Raw genomic sequence first — 19,332 nt, 5'->3', positions numbered from 1 at the left:
TATCCAGTACCGATGATAAAGATCATCGGATACATAAACAGGCAGCACCAAAGAGTGCAGGCGACTAACACAGAAAAGGAGTTCACCATGTCTGTATCTTTGAGTGATAAAGCAGCTGTCGATAAGGCTTCAACAGAAAATCTACAACAAAGCGAAAAAACAGCAAGCAACTCAGCCAGCGCACCGGCAATCGGTGGTGCTGGTCTACGTGGTCAAAGTGCAGGGTCGACTGCGCTATGTACGGTAGGAAAATCAGGAACGGGTTTAACTTACCGTGGCTATGACATTACCGATCTTGCTAACCACGCTCAGTTTGAAGAAGTGGCACATCTGCTATTGAGAGGCCATTTGCCCAATGAAAAAGAGCTAGACGATTACAAAACATTGTTGGTTGGTTTACGTGGTTTACCTCAACCTTTGAAAGCATTGTTGGAGCTTATTCCTGCAGACGCTCACCCAATGGATGTGATGAGAACGGGTTGTTCGATGCTAGGTAATCTAGAGCAAGAATCTGATTTTTCAGAACAATTGCCTGCGACTGAACGAATGCTCGCGCTTTTCCCTGCGATTATTTGTTACTGGTATCGCTTTAGCCATGATGGCGTGCGCATTGATACGGAAGATCAAAGCGAAGCATGTTTGGGTGGCTATTTCTTGAAGATGTTGACTGACAAAACGCCTAGTGAACTTCATAAGAAGGTGATGCACTGCTCGCTAACCCTTTACGCGGAACATGAGTTTAATGCCTCTACCTTTGCCGCTCGTGTTTGTGCGTCAACACTGTCGGATATTCATTCGTGCGTTACAGCAGCAATTGGCACACTAAGAGGCCCGCTGCATGGTGGTGCGAATGAAGCGGCAATGGAAATGATCCAAGATTGGCAAACCGCCGATGAAGCCGAAACCAACATCATGCAGATGCTTGCTAACAAAGACAAAATAATGGGCTTCGGTCATGCTATTTATCGTGAAAGCGATCCTCGAAATGCCTTAATCAAGCGTTGGTCAAAAGAGCTTGCTCAAGAGGTGGGAGATGAACAGCTTTACGCCGTTTCAGAGCGTGTTGAAGCAGTCATGAAGCGTGAGAAAGGCTTGTTCTGTAATGCGGATTTCTTCCATGCCTCTGCCTATCACTTCATGGACATCCCAACCAAACTGTTCACGCCAATCTTTGTGATGAGTCGCCTTACAGGCTGGACAGCACACGTGTTCGAGCAAAGAGAAAATAATCGCATCATTCGCCCAAGTGCAGACTACACCGGGCCAGAGCATCAAGACTGGCTGCCAATCCATTTACGTTAGTTCTCTATATCGAGCCGACTTATATCTCGAGGTGACTTTTATCTTCATGTGATAAGACCTCGAGAACCAACGAATAGAATTTAACAGATAATGGTGGATGTATGTCTGATGTGAAATTTGAACCAAAGCAGTACCGTAAGCCTTTACCCGGTACCCATTTAGAATATTTCGACGCTCGTGAAGCGGTAGATGCGATATCTCCGAGCAGCTATAAAACCTTGCCTTATACGTCGAGAGTGCTGGCGGAACAATTGGTAAGACGTTGTGATCCAGCTGCACTTGAAGATAGCTTAAAACAGATCATCGAGCGTAAGAGCGACTTAGATTTTCCTTGGTATCCAGCACGTGTCGTGTGTCATGACATTTTGGGTCAAACCGCTTTAGTAGATTTAGCTGGCTTACGAGATGCGATTGCTGACCAAGGTGGAGACCCTGCCAAGGTTAATCCAGTGGTCGAAACTCAACTGATTGTTGATCACTCTTTAGCCGTGGAACATGCAGGTTTTGATAGCGAAGCCTTTGATAAAAACCGAGCGATTGAAGAGCGAAGAAACGAAGACCGTTTTCACTTTATCGAATGGTGTAAAACCGCGTTTAAAAACGTGAGTGTGATTCCCGCAGGTAACGGGATCATGCACCAGATTAACTTGGAGAAAATGTCTCCAGTTATTCAATCTAAAGAAGGCGTCGCGTTTCCTGATACCTGTGTCGGCACAGACAGCCATACTCCTCATGTCGATGCTCTGGGCGTTATTGCGATTGGTGTGGGCGGCTTGGAAGCTGAGACAGTGATGCTCGGTCGTCCGTCAATGATGCGTTTGCCTGATATTGTCGGCGTTAAACTAACGGGTCAACGACAAGAAGGGATCACCGCAACGGATATTGTGCTTGCGATTACTGAGTTCCTTCGCAATGAGAGAGTGGTCTCAAGCTATTTGGAATTCTTCGGTGAAGGGGCTCGTGCTCTGACTATTGGTGACCGCGCAACGATATCTAACATGACGCCAGAATATGGTGCGACAGCGGGTATGTTCTATATCGATGAGCAGACTATTCAATACCTGAAACTCACTGGTCGAGAGCCTGAGCAGGTTGAACTAGTTGAACGCTACGCCAAGCAAACTGGGCTATGGGCTGACGATCTCGATTCTGCTCAATATGAGCGTGTACTTGAGTTTGATTTATCGAAGGTTGAGCGCAATCTTGCAGGGCCGTCTAACCCTCATCGCCGTTTGCCAACCAGAGAGCTGGCTGAACAAGGTATCAGTCAAACATCTTGGAAAGAGCAGCATGCTAAGCAGTACAGGGATGATCAGATGCCTGATGGTGCCGTAATCATCGCAGCGATTACCTCTTGTACTAACACCAGTAATCCAAGAAATGTGGTCGCCGCAGCATTGGTGGCTAAGAAAGCCAATCAGCTTGGATTAGTTCGTAAACCGTGGGTGAAAACGTCATTTGCTCCAGGTTCTAAAGTTGCCAAGCTCTATCTCGAGTCGGCGGGTTTGCTTCCTGAGCTGGAACAATTAGGTTTCGGTATCGTCGGTTATGCGTGCACAACCTGTAATGGAATGAGTGGTGCGTTGGATCCTAAAATTCAACAAGAGATCATCGACCGCGACCTGTACTCAACCGCTGTGTTGTCAGGGAATCGAAATTTCGATGGTCGAATCCATCCCTATGCAAAACAAGCGTTTTTAGCCTCACCGCCATTAGTGGTTGCTTATGCCTTGGCGGGTACGATTCGCTTTGATATCGAGAAAGACAGCTTAGGCACTGACAACTATGGTAAGCCAATCTACTTAAGCGATTTATGGCCGAGTGATGCAGAGATCGATGCTGTTGTCGGTGTGCATGTTAAGCCTCAGCAATTCCAACAAATCTACGTAAAAATGTTCCAGCCAGACGAGGAGCAGGTGACTACTGAACCGCTTTATGACTGGCGACCTCAAAGTACCTATATCCGAAGACCACCTTATTGGGAAGGGGCTCTTGCGGGGGAACGAAGCCTTTCAGGGATGAGACCTTTAGCGATTCTGGGGGACAACATCACCACAGATCACTTATCCCCTTCAAATGCGATTCTCGCTTCGAGCGCGGCGGGGGAATACCTCACCAAAATGGAAGTGCCGGAAGAGGACTTTAACTCTTATGCGACCCATCGAGGTGATCACTTAACCGCGCAACGAGCAACATTCGCCAACCCTAAGCTGTATAACGAAATGGTGAAGGACGTTGGAGAAGTCGTGCAAGGTTCATTGGCAAGAGTTGAACCTGAAGGTCAAGTTACGCGAATGTGGGAAGCGATTGAAACCTACATGAATCGTAAACAACCTTTGATTGTCGTGGCGGGTGCCGATTATGGACAAGGTTCATCACGTGACTGGGCAGCCAAAGGTGTGCGTCTAGCGGGTGTTGAAGTGATTGTTGCTGAAGGGTTTGAACGAATTCACAGAACCAACTTGGTTGGCATGGGCGTGTTGCCTCTGCAATTCAAAGCGGGGACCAATCGCAATACCTTAGAATTGGACGGTACCGAGCTTTACGACGTGTACGGCGACATTGAAGCAGGTTCAGACTTGGCTTTAGTGATCACTCGTAAAAGCGGTGAAAAGCTTGATGTGCCAGTAACCTGTCGATTAGATACCGCAGATGAAGTGAATGTGTATAGCGCTGGTGGTGTGTTGCAGCGTTTTGCCAAAGACTTTCTTTCACAGTAGGAGCTAGTTATGAACATCAAACAGATAAAAGTACCTGCTACCTACATGCGGGGCGGAACAAGCAAAGGCGTTTTTTTCAACTTAAGTGACTTACCTGAAGCTGCGCAAGTTGCCGGAGAAGCTCGAGACGCATTACTTCTGCGCGTGATTGGTAGTCCAGATCCTTATGGCAAACAAACCGATGGTATGGGTGGTGCAACATCCAGTACCAGTAAAACCGTGATTGTTTCGAAAAGTAGTAAAGCCGATCACGATGTTGACTACCTATTCGGCCAAGTTGCCATTGATAAGCCGTTTGTGGACTGGAGTGGTAACTGCGGCAATCTGTCTGCTGCAGTGGGCCCATTTGCTATTCATAGTGGCCTAGTCGACTCGAATCGTATTCCAGAAAACGGTGTGGTCGAGGTGCGAGTATGGCAAGTGAACATAGAGAAAACCATTATTGTTTATGTACCTATCGCTGGTGGCGAAGTTCAAGAGTTAGGTGATTTTGAACTCGACGGTGTGACTTTCCCCGCCGCTGAGATCCAAGTTGATTTTCTAGACCCAGCCGATGCGAGTGGTTCAATGTTTCCGACAGGGAATGTTGTCGATTTTTTAGATGTTCCAGATCTGGGTTGCATCAAAGCGACATACATTAATGCTGGGATACCCACCATTTTTGTTGATGCTGAATCGGTTGGCTACCAAGGCACAGAGCTTCAATCGGATATTAACAGTGATACCAAAGCCTTGGCTCTGTTTGAATCCATACGAGCACATGGTGCAGTAGCAATGGGTCTTATTGATTCTTTAGAACAAGCTGAATCACGTCAACATACACCTAAAGTCGCGTTTGTTGCTAAGCCTCAAGCGTACCAAGCTTCCAGTGGTAAATCGGTTGCTGTCGAAGATACTGACCTTCTGGTGCGTGCTTTGTCTATGGGGCAACTGCACCATGCCATGATGGGTACGGCTGCGGTTGCTATTGCTTCAGCGGCAAGTGTTCCTGGCACCTTAGTGAACTTGGCAGCCGGTGAGGGTTCCCGAGATTTTGTGACTTTTGGTCATCCATCAGGAACCTTAAAAGTGGGTGCTAAAGCGATACAAGGCGAAAGTGGGTGGAGAATTGAGAGGGCGATTATGAGTCGTAGTGCCCGAGTGATCATGGAAGGTGCCATTCGTGTGCCTTTTCCCAAGTAAAGCGATTGTCGTGAACGGTTAAATGTTCACGAATACAACGCTGAGAAAAGAGTGCACCCAAGTGAAACTGTTAAAAGCTAGTCGCTTGGACTAATGGATAAATCATGGAGGAGGCACTATGTCTGCTACGAATCGAATGACTAGAAAAACAGATTACATCACCGAGTATCAATGGGCGAGGGAAGACCCAAATTCGTTTTGGGAAACACAATCACAAGCGATAGATTGGTTTGAACCACCAAAAACGATATTACAAACTGACGATAACGGAATTGAGCGTTGGTTTCCTGATGGGGTGATGAACACCTGCTGGCTCGCGCTGGATTATCATTGTGAAAATGGGCGAGGTGACAATACCGCACTGATTTACGACTCTCCAGTTACAGGAACTCAATCCTCGTACACTTACAATCAATTGCGTAACCAAGTGGCTAAAGTCGCTGGTATGTTAGCCACGCAAGGCGTTACCAAAGGTGATCGTGTGGTGATCTACATGCCAATGATTCCTGAAGCGGCGATGGCAATGTTGGCCTGTGCACGACTAGGTGCGGTGCATTCGGTGGTGTTTGGTGGTTTTGCCCCTCATGAGCTTGCCGTTCGAATTGAAGATGCCGAGCCCAAGGTGTTGATTACTGCATCCTGCGGTGTCGAGATAAATAAAGTCCTGCCATATAAGCCGATGGTCGATCGCGCGATCATGGACAGCCGATGGAAGCCTGAGAAAGTGGTGGTATTCCAAAGAGAGCAGTCTCTAGCCGAATTGAACAACGAACGCGATGTACTTTGGCAACAAGCGGTTAACGATGCTTTGCCTCACGTGTGTGTGCCCGTTCTAGCAACTGACCCACTATATATCTTGTATACATCAGGAACGACGGGTAAGCCAAAAGGCGTGGTGCGCGATAATGGTGGTCATGCGGTCGCAATGAAATACTCGATGAGCACTATCTACGATATGCCGCAAGATGGCGTGTTTTGGGCTGCTTCTGATGTCGGATGGGTAGTGGGGCATTCCTATATTGTGTATGCGCCATTGATTCATGGCTGTACGACCATTTTGTTTGAAGGCAAGCCAGTCAGAACGCCAGATCCCGGCGCATTCTGGCGTGTGTGTGAAGAATACAACGTCGATGTGTTATTTTCTGCGCCAACGGCATTTAGAGCTATCAAGAAAGAAGATCCTGAAGGCGAGTTACTCACCAAGTATGACTTATCATCGCTCAAGTCGATTTTTATGGCGGGAGAGCGTTTGGACCCGCCAACATTGGATTGGGTTGAGTCTCATACCAATAAACCGGTTATTGACCACTGGTGGCAAACCGAAACGGGTTGGGCTATTTCTGCCAATCCGACAGGGCTGGAATCTTTGCCAGTGAAAGCAGGTTCTTCAACTAAGCCTGTGCCCGGTTACCAAGTCGAGATTCTTAATGAATTGGGTGAAACGGCACAGCCAAATCAGCAAGGCTTTGTTGCACTCAAACGTCCACTACCACCCGGTTGTCTGCCAACGGTTTGGCGTAATCATGATCGATTTGAATCTGGCTATCTGAGCCAATTCCCAGGCTATTATGTTTCTGGGGACGGTGGCTATCTCGATGAAGATGGGTATCTATTTATTATGGGCCGTATCGACGATGTGATAAACGTAGCGGGACACCGTCTGTCGACTGGAGAAATGGAAGAGATCGTGGGTGGTCACCCAGCCATTGCAGAATGTGCGGTAGTCGGGATTCACGATGACTTGAAAGGACAACTTCCTTTAGGTCTAGTTGTGTTAAAAGATGGCGTAAAAGTCGATGGCATTGAGTTGCAAAGGGAATTGGTTGGCAAGGTTCGTAATGAGATCGGCGCGGTAGCTTGTTTTAAGCAAGCCTTGGTTGTTGAGAGGTTACCTAAGACGCGCTCAGGTAAGATCTTACGTAGAACGATCCGGCAGATCGCAGAAGGTGAACAATATGTGGTGCCTTCAACTATTGACGACCCTACCAGCTTAACTGAAATTGCTGAAAAGCTCGGCAAATAGACGTCGCAGTTTAGGTAATCTCACCTTCGGCTTGTTGATTTATACATAATCCGGCGTGATGGTTTACCTAAACTCTACTTTATTCATCCGCTTATCCATTGCGTTTACTATGACCTCATTATGAATCCCACATATTGAGGTCTTTTTATGCGAGCTTACTTTTTGTTGATTGCTTTATTGGTCAGTGGTGCTGCTAGTGCCAGTATTTCAAAGGATGAAGCGAGTAGAGCGTTGTTAGAACCTTTGAGTCATCCCAAGGTATTTAAATGTGTATCAAAGACTGGCGTCGATCTCTATCAAGCGGTTTTTGATATTGGTGTGGGATATGAAGCCGACCCTATTAACTCGAAGATGATCGTTAATTCAAGGAAAGGCCGCTACGAATATCAAATCTTAGGCGCAGTAAGGTCTGAAAGAGCTGGTGAAATTGTCGTGTTAACTCGCCATGTGGGAGACGGTGTTAAAGTTGCGGCTATGATTGATGACGAAAATGGCAAGATACTGGGGATCGGCGATAAAAATCATTATCGAGATTGTGGTGTTAGGCCACCACCTAGCGTAGCAAACATGCAAAACTTTTGGTCTAAAGGCTAAGAGAGATATGTGAAAGACAAGAATTATTGAGAAAGCTCGATTGAGGCGACCTTATTGGTCGCCTTTTTTGTTTGTCAGGCTAAGGCGAGCTCAAAGATATATATCAATAAGCACTTATGCGATGGTTGAATGATACATAACTGAACATGATGTATCGTCTAAACGTGGCTTTATTTATTTCATTAACGGTTCTGCTTAAGATGGCTCTACTCCAAACGAAGAACTAAGCGAGACTCCTATGAAATTCACTAAACCTTTTCTTTTAGCGACACTGATTGTGACTCTTTCTGGTTGCGCATCACCAGCAATGGATAACGAAAATGAGAATGCCGCACGTAATCGTGGTGCGGTAGGTGGTGCTTTATTAGGAGCAACAGCCGGCGCTCTAACTGGAGATGCGAGTTTAGCCGTTAAGGGCGCTGCATTAGGTGGTGTGACTGGTGGTGTTGCGGGTTCAATGAAAGATACGGACGATGCAAGAAACGCACAACGAACCCAAGTTACTGCTGATGGTCTAGCGCAAGACAATCGCACTGATGCAGAAAAGCGAGTTGCGGAAGTAGAGGCGGAAATTAAGCTTATTGAACTGGAACAACAGCTTGCTGATCTCAAAGAAGAGAAAGAAGATAACGGTGCATAAAGCTGAAGCTACAGCAAAAGCCACAGCAAAAACCATAGCTTCGATATTCGTTTAATTCAAAATCATTCAAACAGAATGGCCACGTAATGTGGCCGTTTTTGTATCTAAAATACACACTTCAAACAATGAATTAATTCAATAACTTGTATAGATACTCACGCCAAGTAAACTAGACTCAGTTTAGATATTAATTTGGTTTGAGAAGCGCAATAGTCATGAATGTCACCTTAAGGGCCGCAAAGCACGCGGATTTAGAACAACTTAACGAGTTAATGTTCGATCTCCACCATCACCACCACCTTGCTAGCCCAGAGCACTTTAAAACGGCAGAAGATATTGAGCAGGAAAAAAGCATTGCACGATACTTGGATGACCCTGAATGTTTGGTTTATGTGGCATTAAAAGGAGAGCTCATTGTTGGCTTTATCTCTGGGCATTTTTGTGAGCTTATCTCAACGGTCAGCAAACCAGTGCCGATGGGAAGTGTCGATGAACTGTTTGTCTTGCCTGATTATCGAAAAGAATCGATTGCTGAAAAGTTGTTTAACAAAGTTGAAAGTACTTTTGATGATTATGGGGTTGAACAAGTCTTTGTAGAAGTTTGGGACTTTAACTCGCCTGCCAAGGACTTCTATCAAAAAATGGGGTTCACACCTCACATTCAATGGATGAGGAAGGCTTTGCACAAAACGTAGACAGCGATTTTGTGTGGCTTTGATTACAATAGTTCAACTGCAACAGCAGTCTTCAATATTCTTCTATTATTTTTTAGGTAAACTCGTTGGTTATTCGATATTTATTAGTTTTCATACTATCTCTTTTGAGTACTACTTCCGCTTGGGCAAACGACACTTTGCCCGATCATATCGCGGGCGCCTTGTGTGTAGTACGTGCTGATAACCAAATCGTGTTGGTTGATGAGTTGATCACCGGTCAATTGTCTCTACCGGGAGGCACTGTTGTTTCAGGTGAGCCGCCAGCCGTCGCGGCGCAACGTGAAACGTGGGAAGAGGCTGGTTTGTCGGTAACGGTCGGTGATGTGCTAGGTTATACCGACAGTGCCGTCGTGTTTGATTGTATTTCTGACTCTGAAGTGATCAGTTACAAGGCTCGAAATGAGTTAGGTGGCTTTGAGCTGCCGATTTGGTTTGCTCCTCATTATGGCGTGGAAGTCAGCCGAGCGATGTTACTTCCTCCTACTGAATTGCAAGATCACCAATACCGCTACCCAGAACAGTGGTCTGAGATTAACGAGCTGTTTTTATCTGCGACAGATCAACCGGTGACGTATGTGACTGAGCTGGTGGGCGCGGCACCCAAAGTCCATCAAGTTGAATTAAATTGGATTGTGTCACTTCAAAACACGTTCGATAAGATGCCAAGCGTATTTGCGAATACTGTGCTTTTGACTGACTTGTTGGCCAAGCCATGGGTCTTCATTGTGATATTGCCGTTAATTGCTTGGTACTTTGGCCGTAACTTCGCGTTGAAGTTTGGCTTCACTTTGATCTCGGTGACACTACTTACTTTAATCGCGCACCAAGGTTTTGGTTTTCCACGTCCACACGCTTACTTGCCAACATTGAAACTGGTGATGAGCAGTGGGTATAGTTTTCCAAGTCTGTTGGCTGCCTTGTGGGTCAGTTTAACCTTGTTAGTCTTTTGGAAACTAAAGCGCCTCTTGGAGCAAAAAGCCATTCTGGTAGTGCTCGCTGGCCTGCTGTGGATCATGCTATTTAAGTCTTATTCAGGTAGTGCGTTTTTTAGTGATGTATTAATGGGTGGCGTATTAGGCGCTTTAACGACGTGGCATATCGTGAGATTAGACGCGAAACCGGATGTTGATATTAGCGCCTTATTGAGTTCTAAAGGTGTTTGGTGGGCATTGTGCTTACTGTCGATTGTTCTGACGGTGATATGGCCACTGCCAACATTCTCATTCTGGGTGGCGATTTTGATGACGATTGCATGCCTAGTGACGTTAACAGACTCGAAACCTTTGGTTGGTCAGTTCTCATTCAAGATCGTTCTTGGAGTGATGGCGATGTTGTTAGCGGGAAATCTGCTGATTAGCTGGGCTGGAAGCTTTGTCTCTTTCAGCGGTATTGCTTCATTTATTGTTGAAACGTTACGTTTCCCAATCTTGATTCTGTTTGGTGTGGTGGCATTTCGTCTGCCATGGAAAAGAGAGTAAGCGACTCGACTAACACAAAATCAAAAAGGCTGTGCAGTGCACAGCCTTTGTCATTTCTGAAACAAGCAAAAAGTAATTCTTATTAGAACCTGTTGAGCGTTTATGAGTTGAAGATAAACTTCTCAATCGCGACCGCTACACCATGGTCGTCGTTGCTAGCTGTGATGTGATCCGCCAGTTTCTTGGTTTCTTCCATTGCGTTTTCCATTGCAATGCCAAGGCCTGCGTATTCAAGCATATGGTGATCGTTTTCAGCATCACCCATGCAGATGACTTCTTCCGCTTTAATGCCTAAGTGTTTCGCTATCGCTTCAATACCGACACCCTTGTTTGATTTCGGGTTTAGGAACTCTAAGAAGAATGGTGCACTTTGTACGATAGTAAACTGAGTCTTAAGCTCTTGTGGCAACTTACCGATGATTTCAGTCAGCTTGCTTGGTTCAGCGACAATCATAGTTTTGATGATTTCGTGGTCATCTTCTAGTTGAGAAAAGTCGAACTCGGTTATATCTAAGCAATTAATACGCGCTTCAATACCAGTGTACTCATTGTTCTCAGGTGTGATTAAGCCGTGGATCTTGCTGAAAGCATGGACATAACCACCAAGCTGTTCAGCGAGGGCAGCAATCTCTTTTGCGGCTTTACCGTTGCTGATCTCACTGTGAATGATCTCTTTTGTCGATACGTTCTGAACCATAGAGCCGTTGTAGAAGAGTACAAAGTCATCTTCGCCGTCAATCGAAAGCTCATCTAATTTGCTTTGCATGCCTTCTAAAGGGCGACCAGAAGCGAGAACTACTTTCACACCTGCAGCTCGTGCTTTGGCGATTGCGTCTTTGTTCTCTTGAGAAATCACTTTTTCACTGTTGAGTAGTGTGCCATCCATATCAAGAGCAATCAGTTTGTACATGTTGTTCCTTACTAAAAAATTAAAAGCTAACGAAATCTATGGGCGAAAGGATAAGGGAACTTGAAAGTTCAGGCTAGGGCTTTGATCAACTCATTTATCAGTACTCATTTGTTTGACCAAAAGGGGGAAGTGCTTTAAGGTCTGCGGTTGATTAATTTCATCAAATGATTGAGCTGAGGGAAAGTTGTACAAGATTAATGAAATGTTTGAAACCATTCAGGGTGAGGGCGTGTTTACTGGCGTTCCCGCTGTTTTTGTTCGTCTGCAAATTTGCCCAGTGGGCTGTTCTTGGTGTGATACCAAGCAGACCTGGGAAGCGTTGCCAGAAGAGGAAACCAGCCTTGGCGATATTATGGTTAAGACAGAAGATTCACCTACTTGGTCAGCAATCGATGCTCAAGGAATCGTGAATGAATATATCAAGCAAGGTTACACTGCTAAGCACATTGTGATTACTGGTGGTGAGCCATGCATTTATGATCTTGTTCCTCTTACTGAAGCGTTTGAGCAGCACGGTTGTCGCTGTCAGATTGAGACTAGCGGAACATCAGAAGTTAAAGCCACACCGGAAACTTGGGTTACGGTGTCACCGAAAGTGGCGATGAAAGCGAAACTGGAAATCTTAGATAGCGCCTTGCAACGTGCTAACGAAATTAAGCATCCAGTAGGTACAAGCAAAGACATCGAACAACTTGACGGTTTATTGGAGCGAGCAGCAGTTCCTAACGACACTGTTATCGCTCTGCAACCAATCAGCCAAAAAGACCGCGCTACTCAGCTTTGTATTGATACCTGCATTGAGCGCAATTGGCGCTTATCAATACAAACTCACAAATATTTGAGCATCGCATAGGTTGTATTTTTACTGGGCAAGATAAGTCGCTAGTAGAAGGTTCTCGTAAGGATTTAAGATGAAAAAAGCAGTGGTAGTATTCAGTGGTGGTCAAGACTCAACAACGTGTCTTGTTCAAGCATTAAAAAAGTATGATGAAGTTCATGCGATTACGTTTGATTATGGTCAGCGCCATAGACTCGAGATTGAAGTTGCTGAGTCATTGTCGAAAGAGCTTGGTGTGAAAGCGCACAAAGTGATGGATGTGACTCTGTTGAATGAACTGGCTATCAGCTCTTTGACTCGTGACGATATTCCTGTGTCTCATGAGCTGCAAGAGAATGGGCTGCCGAATTCATTCGTTCCTGGTCGTAATATTCTATTTCTGACTCTAGCGGGTATTTACGCTTACCAAATCGGTGCAAATACCGTAATCACGGGCGTGTGTGAAACTGATTTCTCAGGCTACCCTGATTGTCGTAATGACTTTGTGAAAGCGATGAACTCTGCGCTTGTACAAGGTATGGACAAGCCGCTTGATATTAAAACACCGTTAATGTGGCTCAACAAAGCTGAAACATGGGCGTTGGCCGACCAGTACTCAGCACTTGAGCTTGTTCGAAATAAAACACTGACTTGTTACAATGGCATTGTCGGGGATGGTTGTGGCGATTGCCCAGCGTGTGAACTGCGTAAAGTTGGCCTTAACGATTACCTAGGTGATCGTGAAGGTATTATGGCTGAGTTGGTTCGCAAACAGACTGAGAATAAATAACCTCAGGTCAATCAATTGGTTCGTTGTAAGCATCAATGATGCAGTTTCGGCCGTTGCTTTTGGCTTGATAGAGTGCTTGGTCGAGCACTGAATACAAGTCATCAAAGTCACTTAATGCGTTTGAGGTTGCTAGATAAGCAAAACTCGCGGTCACATTAAGTGACTTTTTGCTTTCTGATAAAAAGACAGTGCTTGAAATGGCGTAGTGCAACTCTTCAACGCGTTCTCGTACCTCTGCTGGTGGGGTATCGGTTAATATGATGACAAATTCTTCACCCCCTAAGCGACCAAACAATTCACCATTCACTAAGTGTTTTCTAATTTGATCACTAATATGGACCAGTGCCCGATCACCAGTAGGGTGCCCATGCTCATCATTAATCTTCTTAAACTTATCTAGATCGAGCAGCACGAGCACATGCTGTTTGTCCGTCCCTTTACAGCGTTTCACTCTTTTGATTCTTCGAATTATCTCAGTTCGGCTATATGCTTTCGTTAAGCCATCAATTGCTGCTTTTGCGCGAACCGTTTTGTTTATCAATACCGTGAAGCTTGCAGCGCAAAGCAACAGAATAACAACGATGTTGTACATCCATCTTTGATGTTCCATTTTTTCAATTTGAACGCGGTCGAGTTTCGTCTGATGTGTCAGGAAAGAGCTTTCTAGTTCTTGTTCATATTTGGCGTGCGTCAGGCCGAGCGCTTCGAGTGCGAGTCGATTGTCGATATCTCTAGCTTCCATTTGTATTGAAGAGTATCGCTGGTAGAAATAGAAAGCTTGTTGGTAATCGCTGAGTGATTGATGAATATCAGAAAGCTGAAGAAGTGACTGCGCGATGTATTTATGCCTTGTGACTTGTTCAGCTAATTCTAGCGCTTGTTGAGCATAGTTGAGTGCTTCCGTTGGCAGTTTCTGTTCTTCGAACATATCGCTGATCGCCAAGTAAGCATTGATGCGAATGACATCATTGCTCAGTTCGCTCGAAGCTGAAAGAGACTCAATTAGGTAGGTTCTCGCCACATCATAGTTTTTCGTTTGAGTGTACGCTTTTCCTAAGCCAAGACTTGTGAGTGCAATACCGTAGCTATGCGACGTTGAGCTCAGCAGTGTTCTTGCTGTCTGAAAGTGGTGAATTGCTAGTTCACTTTGCTCTTGGTTAAGGTAGAGATCCGCAAGGCTGTGATGCACTTGTGCTTTCATTAAATCTGAAGCGTTTACTCTGAGAATGAGAGCTTGCTCTAGATACTCCGCCGATTTTTCATATTGCTTTAATTCTTTGAGCAAGTTACCCACATCGTTGTAAACCCCTGAAATATCATGCCCTTGTGGAAACACGTTTATTAGTGATAGGTAGGTGTCTAGTGCAGCTTGATAGTCACTGCGGAAATGATGATTGTTCGCGATGACTCGATAAGTCCCGAATTTTGGTAATACAGGGTCAGCGATGTCATGTAAATCTGACTGAAGGGCAGAGCAGTAATAGTTCGCTTGATGGTATTTAGCTTGCTCGTTAAGCGATCGGCATAGCTGGTACTTTAGTAAGGCTTTACCAGTTAAATCACTGCGAGATTGCATTTTCGCCAAAAGTGTTAGAAAGCCTTGTTGTGCTTGTTCATATTGGCCTTTGCCGTCTTTCCTCAGAGCAGAAATAAACGCTGTTTCTATCGCTTGGTAGTCATTGTCGTTTGAAGCGATTCCGTAGAACGGCTGATCTCGGTGGCTCATGTATTGATACAGAAGAGACGCAAGGTAAAGCTTATCTCCATAAACCGTTGAGCCGATGTAGCGTGTTTGCAGCATGTTTAATGCGCGCTCAGGAGAGTGGTTTAAAGTAGAGAGATAAAGCGCGTTCCAATCAGCATTTGGAGTAGAGCTTAGATTGGAGGTATAGACTGGTGAATTGTGGTCACGATCTGATGTTGATACTTGGCTATAAGAACAAAAGCTAATGAATAGTAGAAAGGTAACAAAAACGAAGTGATTCACAAGAGACGATCAATCAGATAAAGAACGATATTCTATTATTAGTTTGATGTTGCTTCAAATTTTGAATGGTGCGACTACGTGGTTATGCGAGGTAGGTCTCTAATTTATTGATACTAATCAGAGGTATATCGGTCGCGCGAATCGTGCGACCGATATCGGAAATTAGATGTATAATTTCGCTAGGTCAGAAGGCTCAAGTTCTTTGCCTTCTAATGTTGCATTCCAGTTAGTACCAACAAGAACGCCGTCTTCAGCAAGAGTCAGTAACCAATCTTCTACAAAGATATCTAGTGGAATTTCTAATACTTCGAAGTCAGCCCACTCTTCAACGTTGTGAGTTTGAGCATCTTCTTTTGAAGACCAGAATGGCATCACTTCGCTGTTTTCGAATTCACTTGAGTCACATGCTAGCCAACCTTCTTCGTTGCGAAGGCCCCATACCAGTTTAGTTTCTTGTGTTTCAGAAACGAAAAGTTCTAGATTTGCTTGAGTATCAGCTGTTAGTTTGCTCATGGATTAATTCTCTATGTTGATAACGTGGCAAGATTAACATTATAGACGGCTTAGGTATATGCTATTCAAGGAATTATCACCATACTGAAACGTTAACTTAAGATAACGTTTCAGTATGGTAAAAGCTGGGTACGCCTACTTTTTAATTTTGGTGAAGATGTGCCATTCTTCTTTGATATTACCCTTAAATCCAATAACGGAAGCAACAACTTTTCGATGTAGTGCGTGATTGATTTGGGTGTCATCACTGCTGAATTCAGAATCACCATGACCTACGATGCTGACTCTAGATGGCTGAATACCGTTGCTAATTAGCGCTCGTCTTACATGTGATGCACGTTCTTTCGAAAGCTTTAGGTTATGTTCCGCGTTACCTACTTTGCTGGCATAACCTTGCAATTCAATGCTGGTACTTTCGTAGCGCTTTAAAAATGCCGCCATTTGGCGTATCTGCCCTAGAAAGACAGGGTTTATTTCCGTTGAATTATTAGCGAAGAGTATATGCAGCTCTTTCTTTTCCGATGACTCGAAATATGATCCACAACCGTCGTTATCGATCTCGGCACCAATTTGTGTATCGGGACATAAATCTCGCGCGTTTATTACACCGTCATTGTCATCATCTTGAAGATCGTAAATTTGAGTGACCGGCGGTAGAGCGCGATATTCGAATTCATCTTCGTTGTTTTCAGCTAAAGCATTGGCAGATACAACCATGAAGCAAAGCGATAATACTGTGTTGGTAAGCTTCATTAATATTCCACCTTTTCATTCCATTCTTCTGGGATCTCAACTCGTAAACCGATGAGTAGGTTACCAGTTGCGTTCATTACGCGATATTTTGCGTATTGCTCGTCATACTTAGCATCTAAATAGCCTTTACGAGCTTCGAATAATTCATTCTCAGTGTTAAGTAAGTCGAGAAGGGTACGTTTACCGATACGGTATTGTTTCTCATATGAGATTACCGTGTCTGATGCCGAGTCTACGTGGTCAGATAGGAACTCTTTTTGCTGAACCGTTAAATCAAGTGCGCTCCATGATAGACGTAGACTCTCTTCTACATTGCGGTAAGTACTTTCGCGAAGGTCCTTGGCTTTGTTGAGTTGGTAGGCTGCACTTTCTGTGCGGTCTTGATCCGAACCACCATTGTAAAGGTTGTATCTTAAACGAACCATGGCAGAAAACTCATCGCTGCTGCCTTCTGTACCACCGGCGTCATCACGCCAAGTTTGAGCGGCTTCAAAAGAAACAGTCGGGTAGTTGGTACTCTTAGATTGTTTGTATTGGAACTTCGCTGAGTCAACATCGGCTTGTGCAATCTTAATGACTGGATGCTGGTTAAACGCTTTTGCCAACGCACCATCAACGGTATAAGGAATTGCACCCGCATCTGCGCGAGGGAAAGTTAACCCTAAAGGAGATTGACCAACAAGTCTTTTAAACTGAGTATGCGTATCAAAAAGGTTGTTTTGAGCAGCAAGCAAATTCCCGTGCGCTTTCGCAATACGAGCTTCAACTTGTGACATATCTGCGGTTGAACCAATACCTGATTCCACGCGCTTACGAATATCGTTATATATCTCTTTGTGCGTCGCTAAGTTACTTTCTGAAAGAGAAAGCACTTCATAGGCTTTCACTGCATCAAGATAAACCTTTGTTACTTCTAAAGCGATGTCTTGCGCGTTAGATAGTAGTTGATAGCGCACGGACTCTGCATCAGCCGCAGTACGGTCAATATCATTGGATGTATTAGCGCCATCCCATATTAACTGGGTCAAGGTGATTGTTGCTTCTTTTCTAGTCAGATCGGTAGTGCCAGGGTTGGTTGCAAGATCTGTATGTTCATAACCAATCCCACCATCTAGGTCTATACTTGGTCGATAAGCACCACCAGAAGCGTCGTTAAGATAACGCTTACTGATATATTCGTTATAAGCACTTTTGATTTCAGGGTTGCTTTCTAATGTAAACGCAACGGCTTGCTCTAAGGTTTGTGCTGTTGTCGGCAAACTTAGCGCTATAGCTAACCCTAATGTTGTCGTTTGAATGTAATTCAATTTCCATCTCTCCAAATTGGACTGCATCTAAACCTACGCTTTTTAATGTGCTAGATACGAAATTTAGATGAACCGCCAAAAAAATAACGTTCGCTCGAGAAGCTACCGTAAATGGTTGTAAAGTTGTTAACAGTTTGCTGTGCGTTTTATGATGATTTTGAGAACGTCAATTTTACGTTTTTAGCTCTGTTATTTTTCGCAAACACAATAACTTATATTGATAGTGTGAGCACTTTCATTATTGTGTGATGTGATCAGCGTCATTACCTTGTCACTCGGTATGTTAAATGCACGATTCATAACTAGGAATTATGTGATGTTAAATGTTATATTTAGGCTAATATTATAAATAAGATGTCACAAAGTTGACGTGACAAGCGAAAATGGTTTTTAGGGGTTGATATGGACATTACAGCATTGAATTTGACCGGTGCTCTTGCATTGGGTCAGCGCATTGTTATTTCAGTTGATGGCACGGTTAGAGTACTCGAAGAGGGAGAGCCTCTACAGGCTGGAGATGTAACTCTTGAATCTCAAAATGGACCTAATGAACCTCAGGTATCAGTTAAGCGTTTTTCACCTGAAGACGGTGAAGTTGAACTAGACCAGGATATCGCAAATATTTTTGCCGCATTAGAAGAAGGTGAAGACCCTACTGAGTTAGGAGATGAGTTCGCTACCGCTGCTGGTCAAAATGGTTCTAGCTTGGCAACTAGTGGGACTGTAGAGCGAGACGGTGAAGAAACGATCCCAGCAACCGAATTTATAACAACGGGATTTGAAGCGCTGGGCATGTCGCGAACTCAAAGCCTGAGCCTTCTAGAGCAATTCCGTTTCGCACAACAAGAGCCAATCTTTGTAGACCTTTCTTTTAGCGCGCTTGAAGATGCACTAAGTGCATCTGTTCCAGAAGATACTTTGTTAAGCGGCCAGTTAACTGCGACCGATGCAAATAATGACCTTCTTACCTTCTCAGTTGAATCGGGCCCTTCTAACGGTAGCCTTACCCTAAATGAAGATGGCTCTTGGCAATACACTCCAGATACAAACTATAACGGCCCAGATAGCTTCCAAGTTATCGTGACGGATGAAACTGGTCTGACAGACACGTTAACTGTCACAATTGATGTTACGCCAGTGAATGATGCGCCAGTAGCAGAGCCTAAGGACCGTTCCTTATTAGAGGACCAGGTTATTAGCGGTAGCATCAATGCTACGGATGTAGATCAACCTGTAGGTGAACCACTAGTGTTTACTACGGACACCTTAGTTGAAGGTCTAACTTTAAACGAAGACGGTAGTTATGAATTCGATGCGTCTTCTTATGGTTATCTATCCGAAGGTGAAGAACTAAAGATTGAAGTACCAGTCACAGTAACTGATGACCAAGGTGCAACTGATACAACAACGTTAATTATCACAGTCACAGGCACTAATGACCTTCCAATCGCAAACGCCGACACTAGTGCAGTGGAAGAAAACAGCACCGTAACCGTTGATGTACTGGCTAACGACACCGATTTAGACGATGGTGCTCAGTTCACTTTAGACAGTGTGAGCTCGGACAAAGGTCTGGTGACTATCGTTAATAACAAACTTG

16 protein-coding genes are annotated in these 19,332 nt (G+C 44.6%); 11 read left to right on the top strand and 5 right to left on the bottom strand.

The genetic code is table 11. The features are described from left to right. Positions 1–87 precede the first annotated feature (87 nt). The 8 genes from prpC to AB4133_RS14685 all read left to right on the top strand — a co-directional run bounded on the left by prpC (position 88) and on the right by AB4133_RS14685 (position 10,655). On the top strand, positions 88–1,302 hold the full coding sequence (gene prpC / locus AB4133_RS14720) for a 2-methylcitrate synthase (protein WP_372224888.1): 1,215 nt from the start codon (positions 88–90) through the stop codon (positions 1,300–1,302). 101 nt (positions 1,303–1,403) lie between these two features. Beyond that, positions 1,404–4,022, top strand: a complete 2,619-nt coding sequence (gene acnD / locus AB4133_RS14715; RefSeq protein ID WP_372224886.1) for a Fe/S-dependent 2-methylisocitrate dehydratase AcnD — start codon at positions 1,404–1,406, stop codon at positions 4,020–4,022. Positions 4,023–4,031: 9 nt separating this feature from the next. Then, positions 4,032–5,204: a 2-methylaconitate cis-trans isomerase PrpF gene (gene prpF / locus AB4133_RS14710; RefSeq protein WP_372224884.1), complete on the top strand. Its 1,173-nt coding sequence runs from the start codon at positions 4,032–4,034 to the stop codon at positions 5,202–5,204. Between the two features lie 118 nt (positions 5,205–5,322). Then, positions 5,323–7,227 (top strand): propionyl-CoA synthetase, encoded by a 1,905-nt coding sequence (locus AB4133_RS14705; protein ID WP_372224882.1) that lies wholly within the window; start codon positions 5,323–5,325, stop codon positions 7,225–7,227. A gap of 147 nt (positions 7,228–7,374) precedes the next feature. Then, positions 7,375–7,821 (top strand): hypothetical protein, encoded by a 447-nt coding sequence (locus AB4133_RS14700; protein ID WP_050648228.1) that lies wholly within the window; start codon positions 7,375–7,377, stop codon positions 7,819–7,821. A 238-nt stretch (positions 7,822–8,059) separates the two neighbouring features. Further along, positions 8,060–8,461, top strand: a complete 402-nt coding sequence (locus tag AB4133_RS14695; protein ID WP_017062298.1) for a glycine zipper domain-containing protein — start codon at positions 8,060–8,062, stop codon at positions 8,459–8,461. 215 nt (positions 8,462–8,676) lie between these two features. Next, a complete protein-coding gene (locus AB4133_RS14690; RefSeq protein ID WP_372224880.1) occupies positions 8,677–9,156 on the top strand; it encodes an N-acetyltransferase family protein in 480 nt (159 codons plus the stop codon). A gap of 86 nt (positions 9,157–9,242) precedes the next feature. After that, positions 9,243–10,655 carry an NUDIX domain-containing protein gene (locus tag AB4133_RS14685; RefSeq protein ID WP_029235162.1) on the top strand — a complete coding sequence of 471 codons (1,413 nt, stop codon included), beginning with the start codon at positions 9,243–9,245 and terminating at the stop codon, positions 10,653–10,655. Positions 10,656–10,755: 100 nt separating this feature from the next. Here AB4133_RS14685 and AB4133_RS14680 read toward each other — a convergent pair whose 3' ends face one another. Then, on the bottom strand, positions 10,756–11,565 hold the full coding sequence (locus tag AB4133_RS14680) for a Cof-type HAD-IIB family hydrolase (RefSeq protein WP_017062301.1): 810 nt from the start codon (positions 11,563–11,565) through the stop codon (positions 10,756–10,758). Between the two features lie 184 nt (positions 11,566–11,749). On the opposite strand from AB4133_RS14680, the gene queE reads away from it, so the two are divergent. Continuing rightward, positions 11,750–12,418 (top strand): 7-carboxy-7-deazaguanine synthase QueE, encoded by a 669-nt coding sequence (gene queE, locus AB4133_RS14675; RefSeq protein WP_372224878.1) that lies wholly within the window; start codon positions 11,750–11,752, stop codon positions 12,416–12,418. Positions 12,419–12,476: 58 nt separating this feature from the next. Further along, positions 12,477–13,172, top strand: coding sequence for a 7-cyano-7-deazaguanine synthase QueC (queC, locus tag AB4133_RS14670; protein WP_136974304.1), 696 nt, complete (start codon positions 12,477–12,479; stop codon positions 13,170–13,172). A 7-nt stretch (positions 13,173–13,179) separates the two neighbouring features. On the opposite strand, the gene AB4133_RS14665 is transcribed toward queC, so the two are convergent. The 4 genes from AB4133_RS14665 to AB4133_RS14650 form a co-directional block, all read right to left on the bottom strand. Continuing rightward, complete coding sequence (locus tag AB4133_RS14665) at positions 13,180–15,159, bottom strand: diguanylate cyclase (RefSeq protein ID WP_136974303.1); 1,980 nt, start codon at positions 15,157–15,159, stop codon at positions 13,180–13,182. Between the two features lie 162 nt (positions 15,160–15,321). Beyond that, entirely contained in the window at positions 15,322–15,672 is a 351-nt protein-coding gene (locus tag AB4133_RS14660) for a DUF2750 domain-containing protein (protein ID WP_017062305.1), read from the bottom strand. Between the two features lie 135 nt (positions 15,673–15,807). Next, positions 15,808–16,425: an OmpA family protein gene (locus tag AB4133_RS14655; RefSeq protein ID WP_372224876.1), complete on the bottom strand. Its 618-nt coding sequence runs from the start codon at positions 16,423–16,425 to the stop codon at positions 15,808–15,810. After that, entirely contained in the window at positions 16,425–17,732 is a 1,308-nt protein-coding gene (locus AB4133_RS14650) for a TolC family outer membrane protein (protein ID WP_372148349.1), read from the bottom strand. The genes AB4133_RS14655 and AB4133_RS14650 overlap by 1 nt, the downstream gene beginning before the upstream one ends. Positions 17,733–18,134: 402 nt before the next feature. Here AB4133_RS14650 and AB4133_RS14645 point away from each other — a divergent pair. Next, positions 18,135–19,332, top strand: a 1,198-nt coding sequence (locus AB4133_RS14645) for an Ig-like domain-containing protein (protein WP_372224874.1), incomplete at its 3' end; no start/stop codon positions are given.

It is taken from the genome of Vibrio sp. 10N.286.52.F8 (genome assembly GCF_041468745.1).
In the GTDB taxonomy this organism is placed as follows: Bacteria; Pseudomonadota; Gammaproteobacteria; order Enterobacterales; family Vibrionaceae; genus Vibrio; species Vibrio crassostreae_C.
This window is presented reverse-complemented; position numbering and strand designations above follow the sequence as displayed.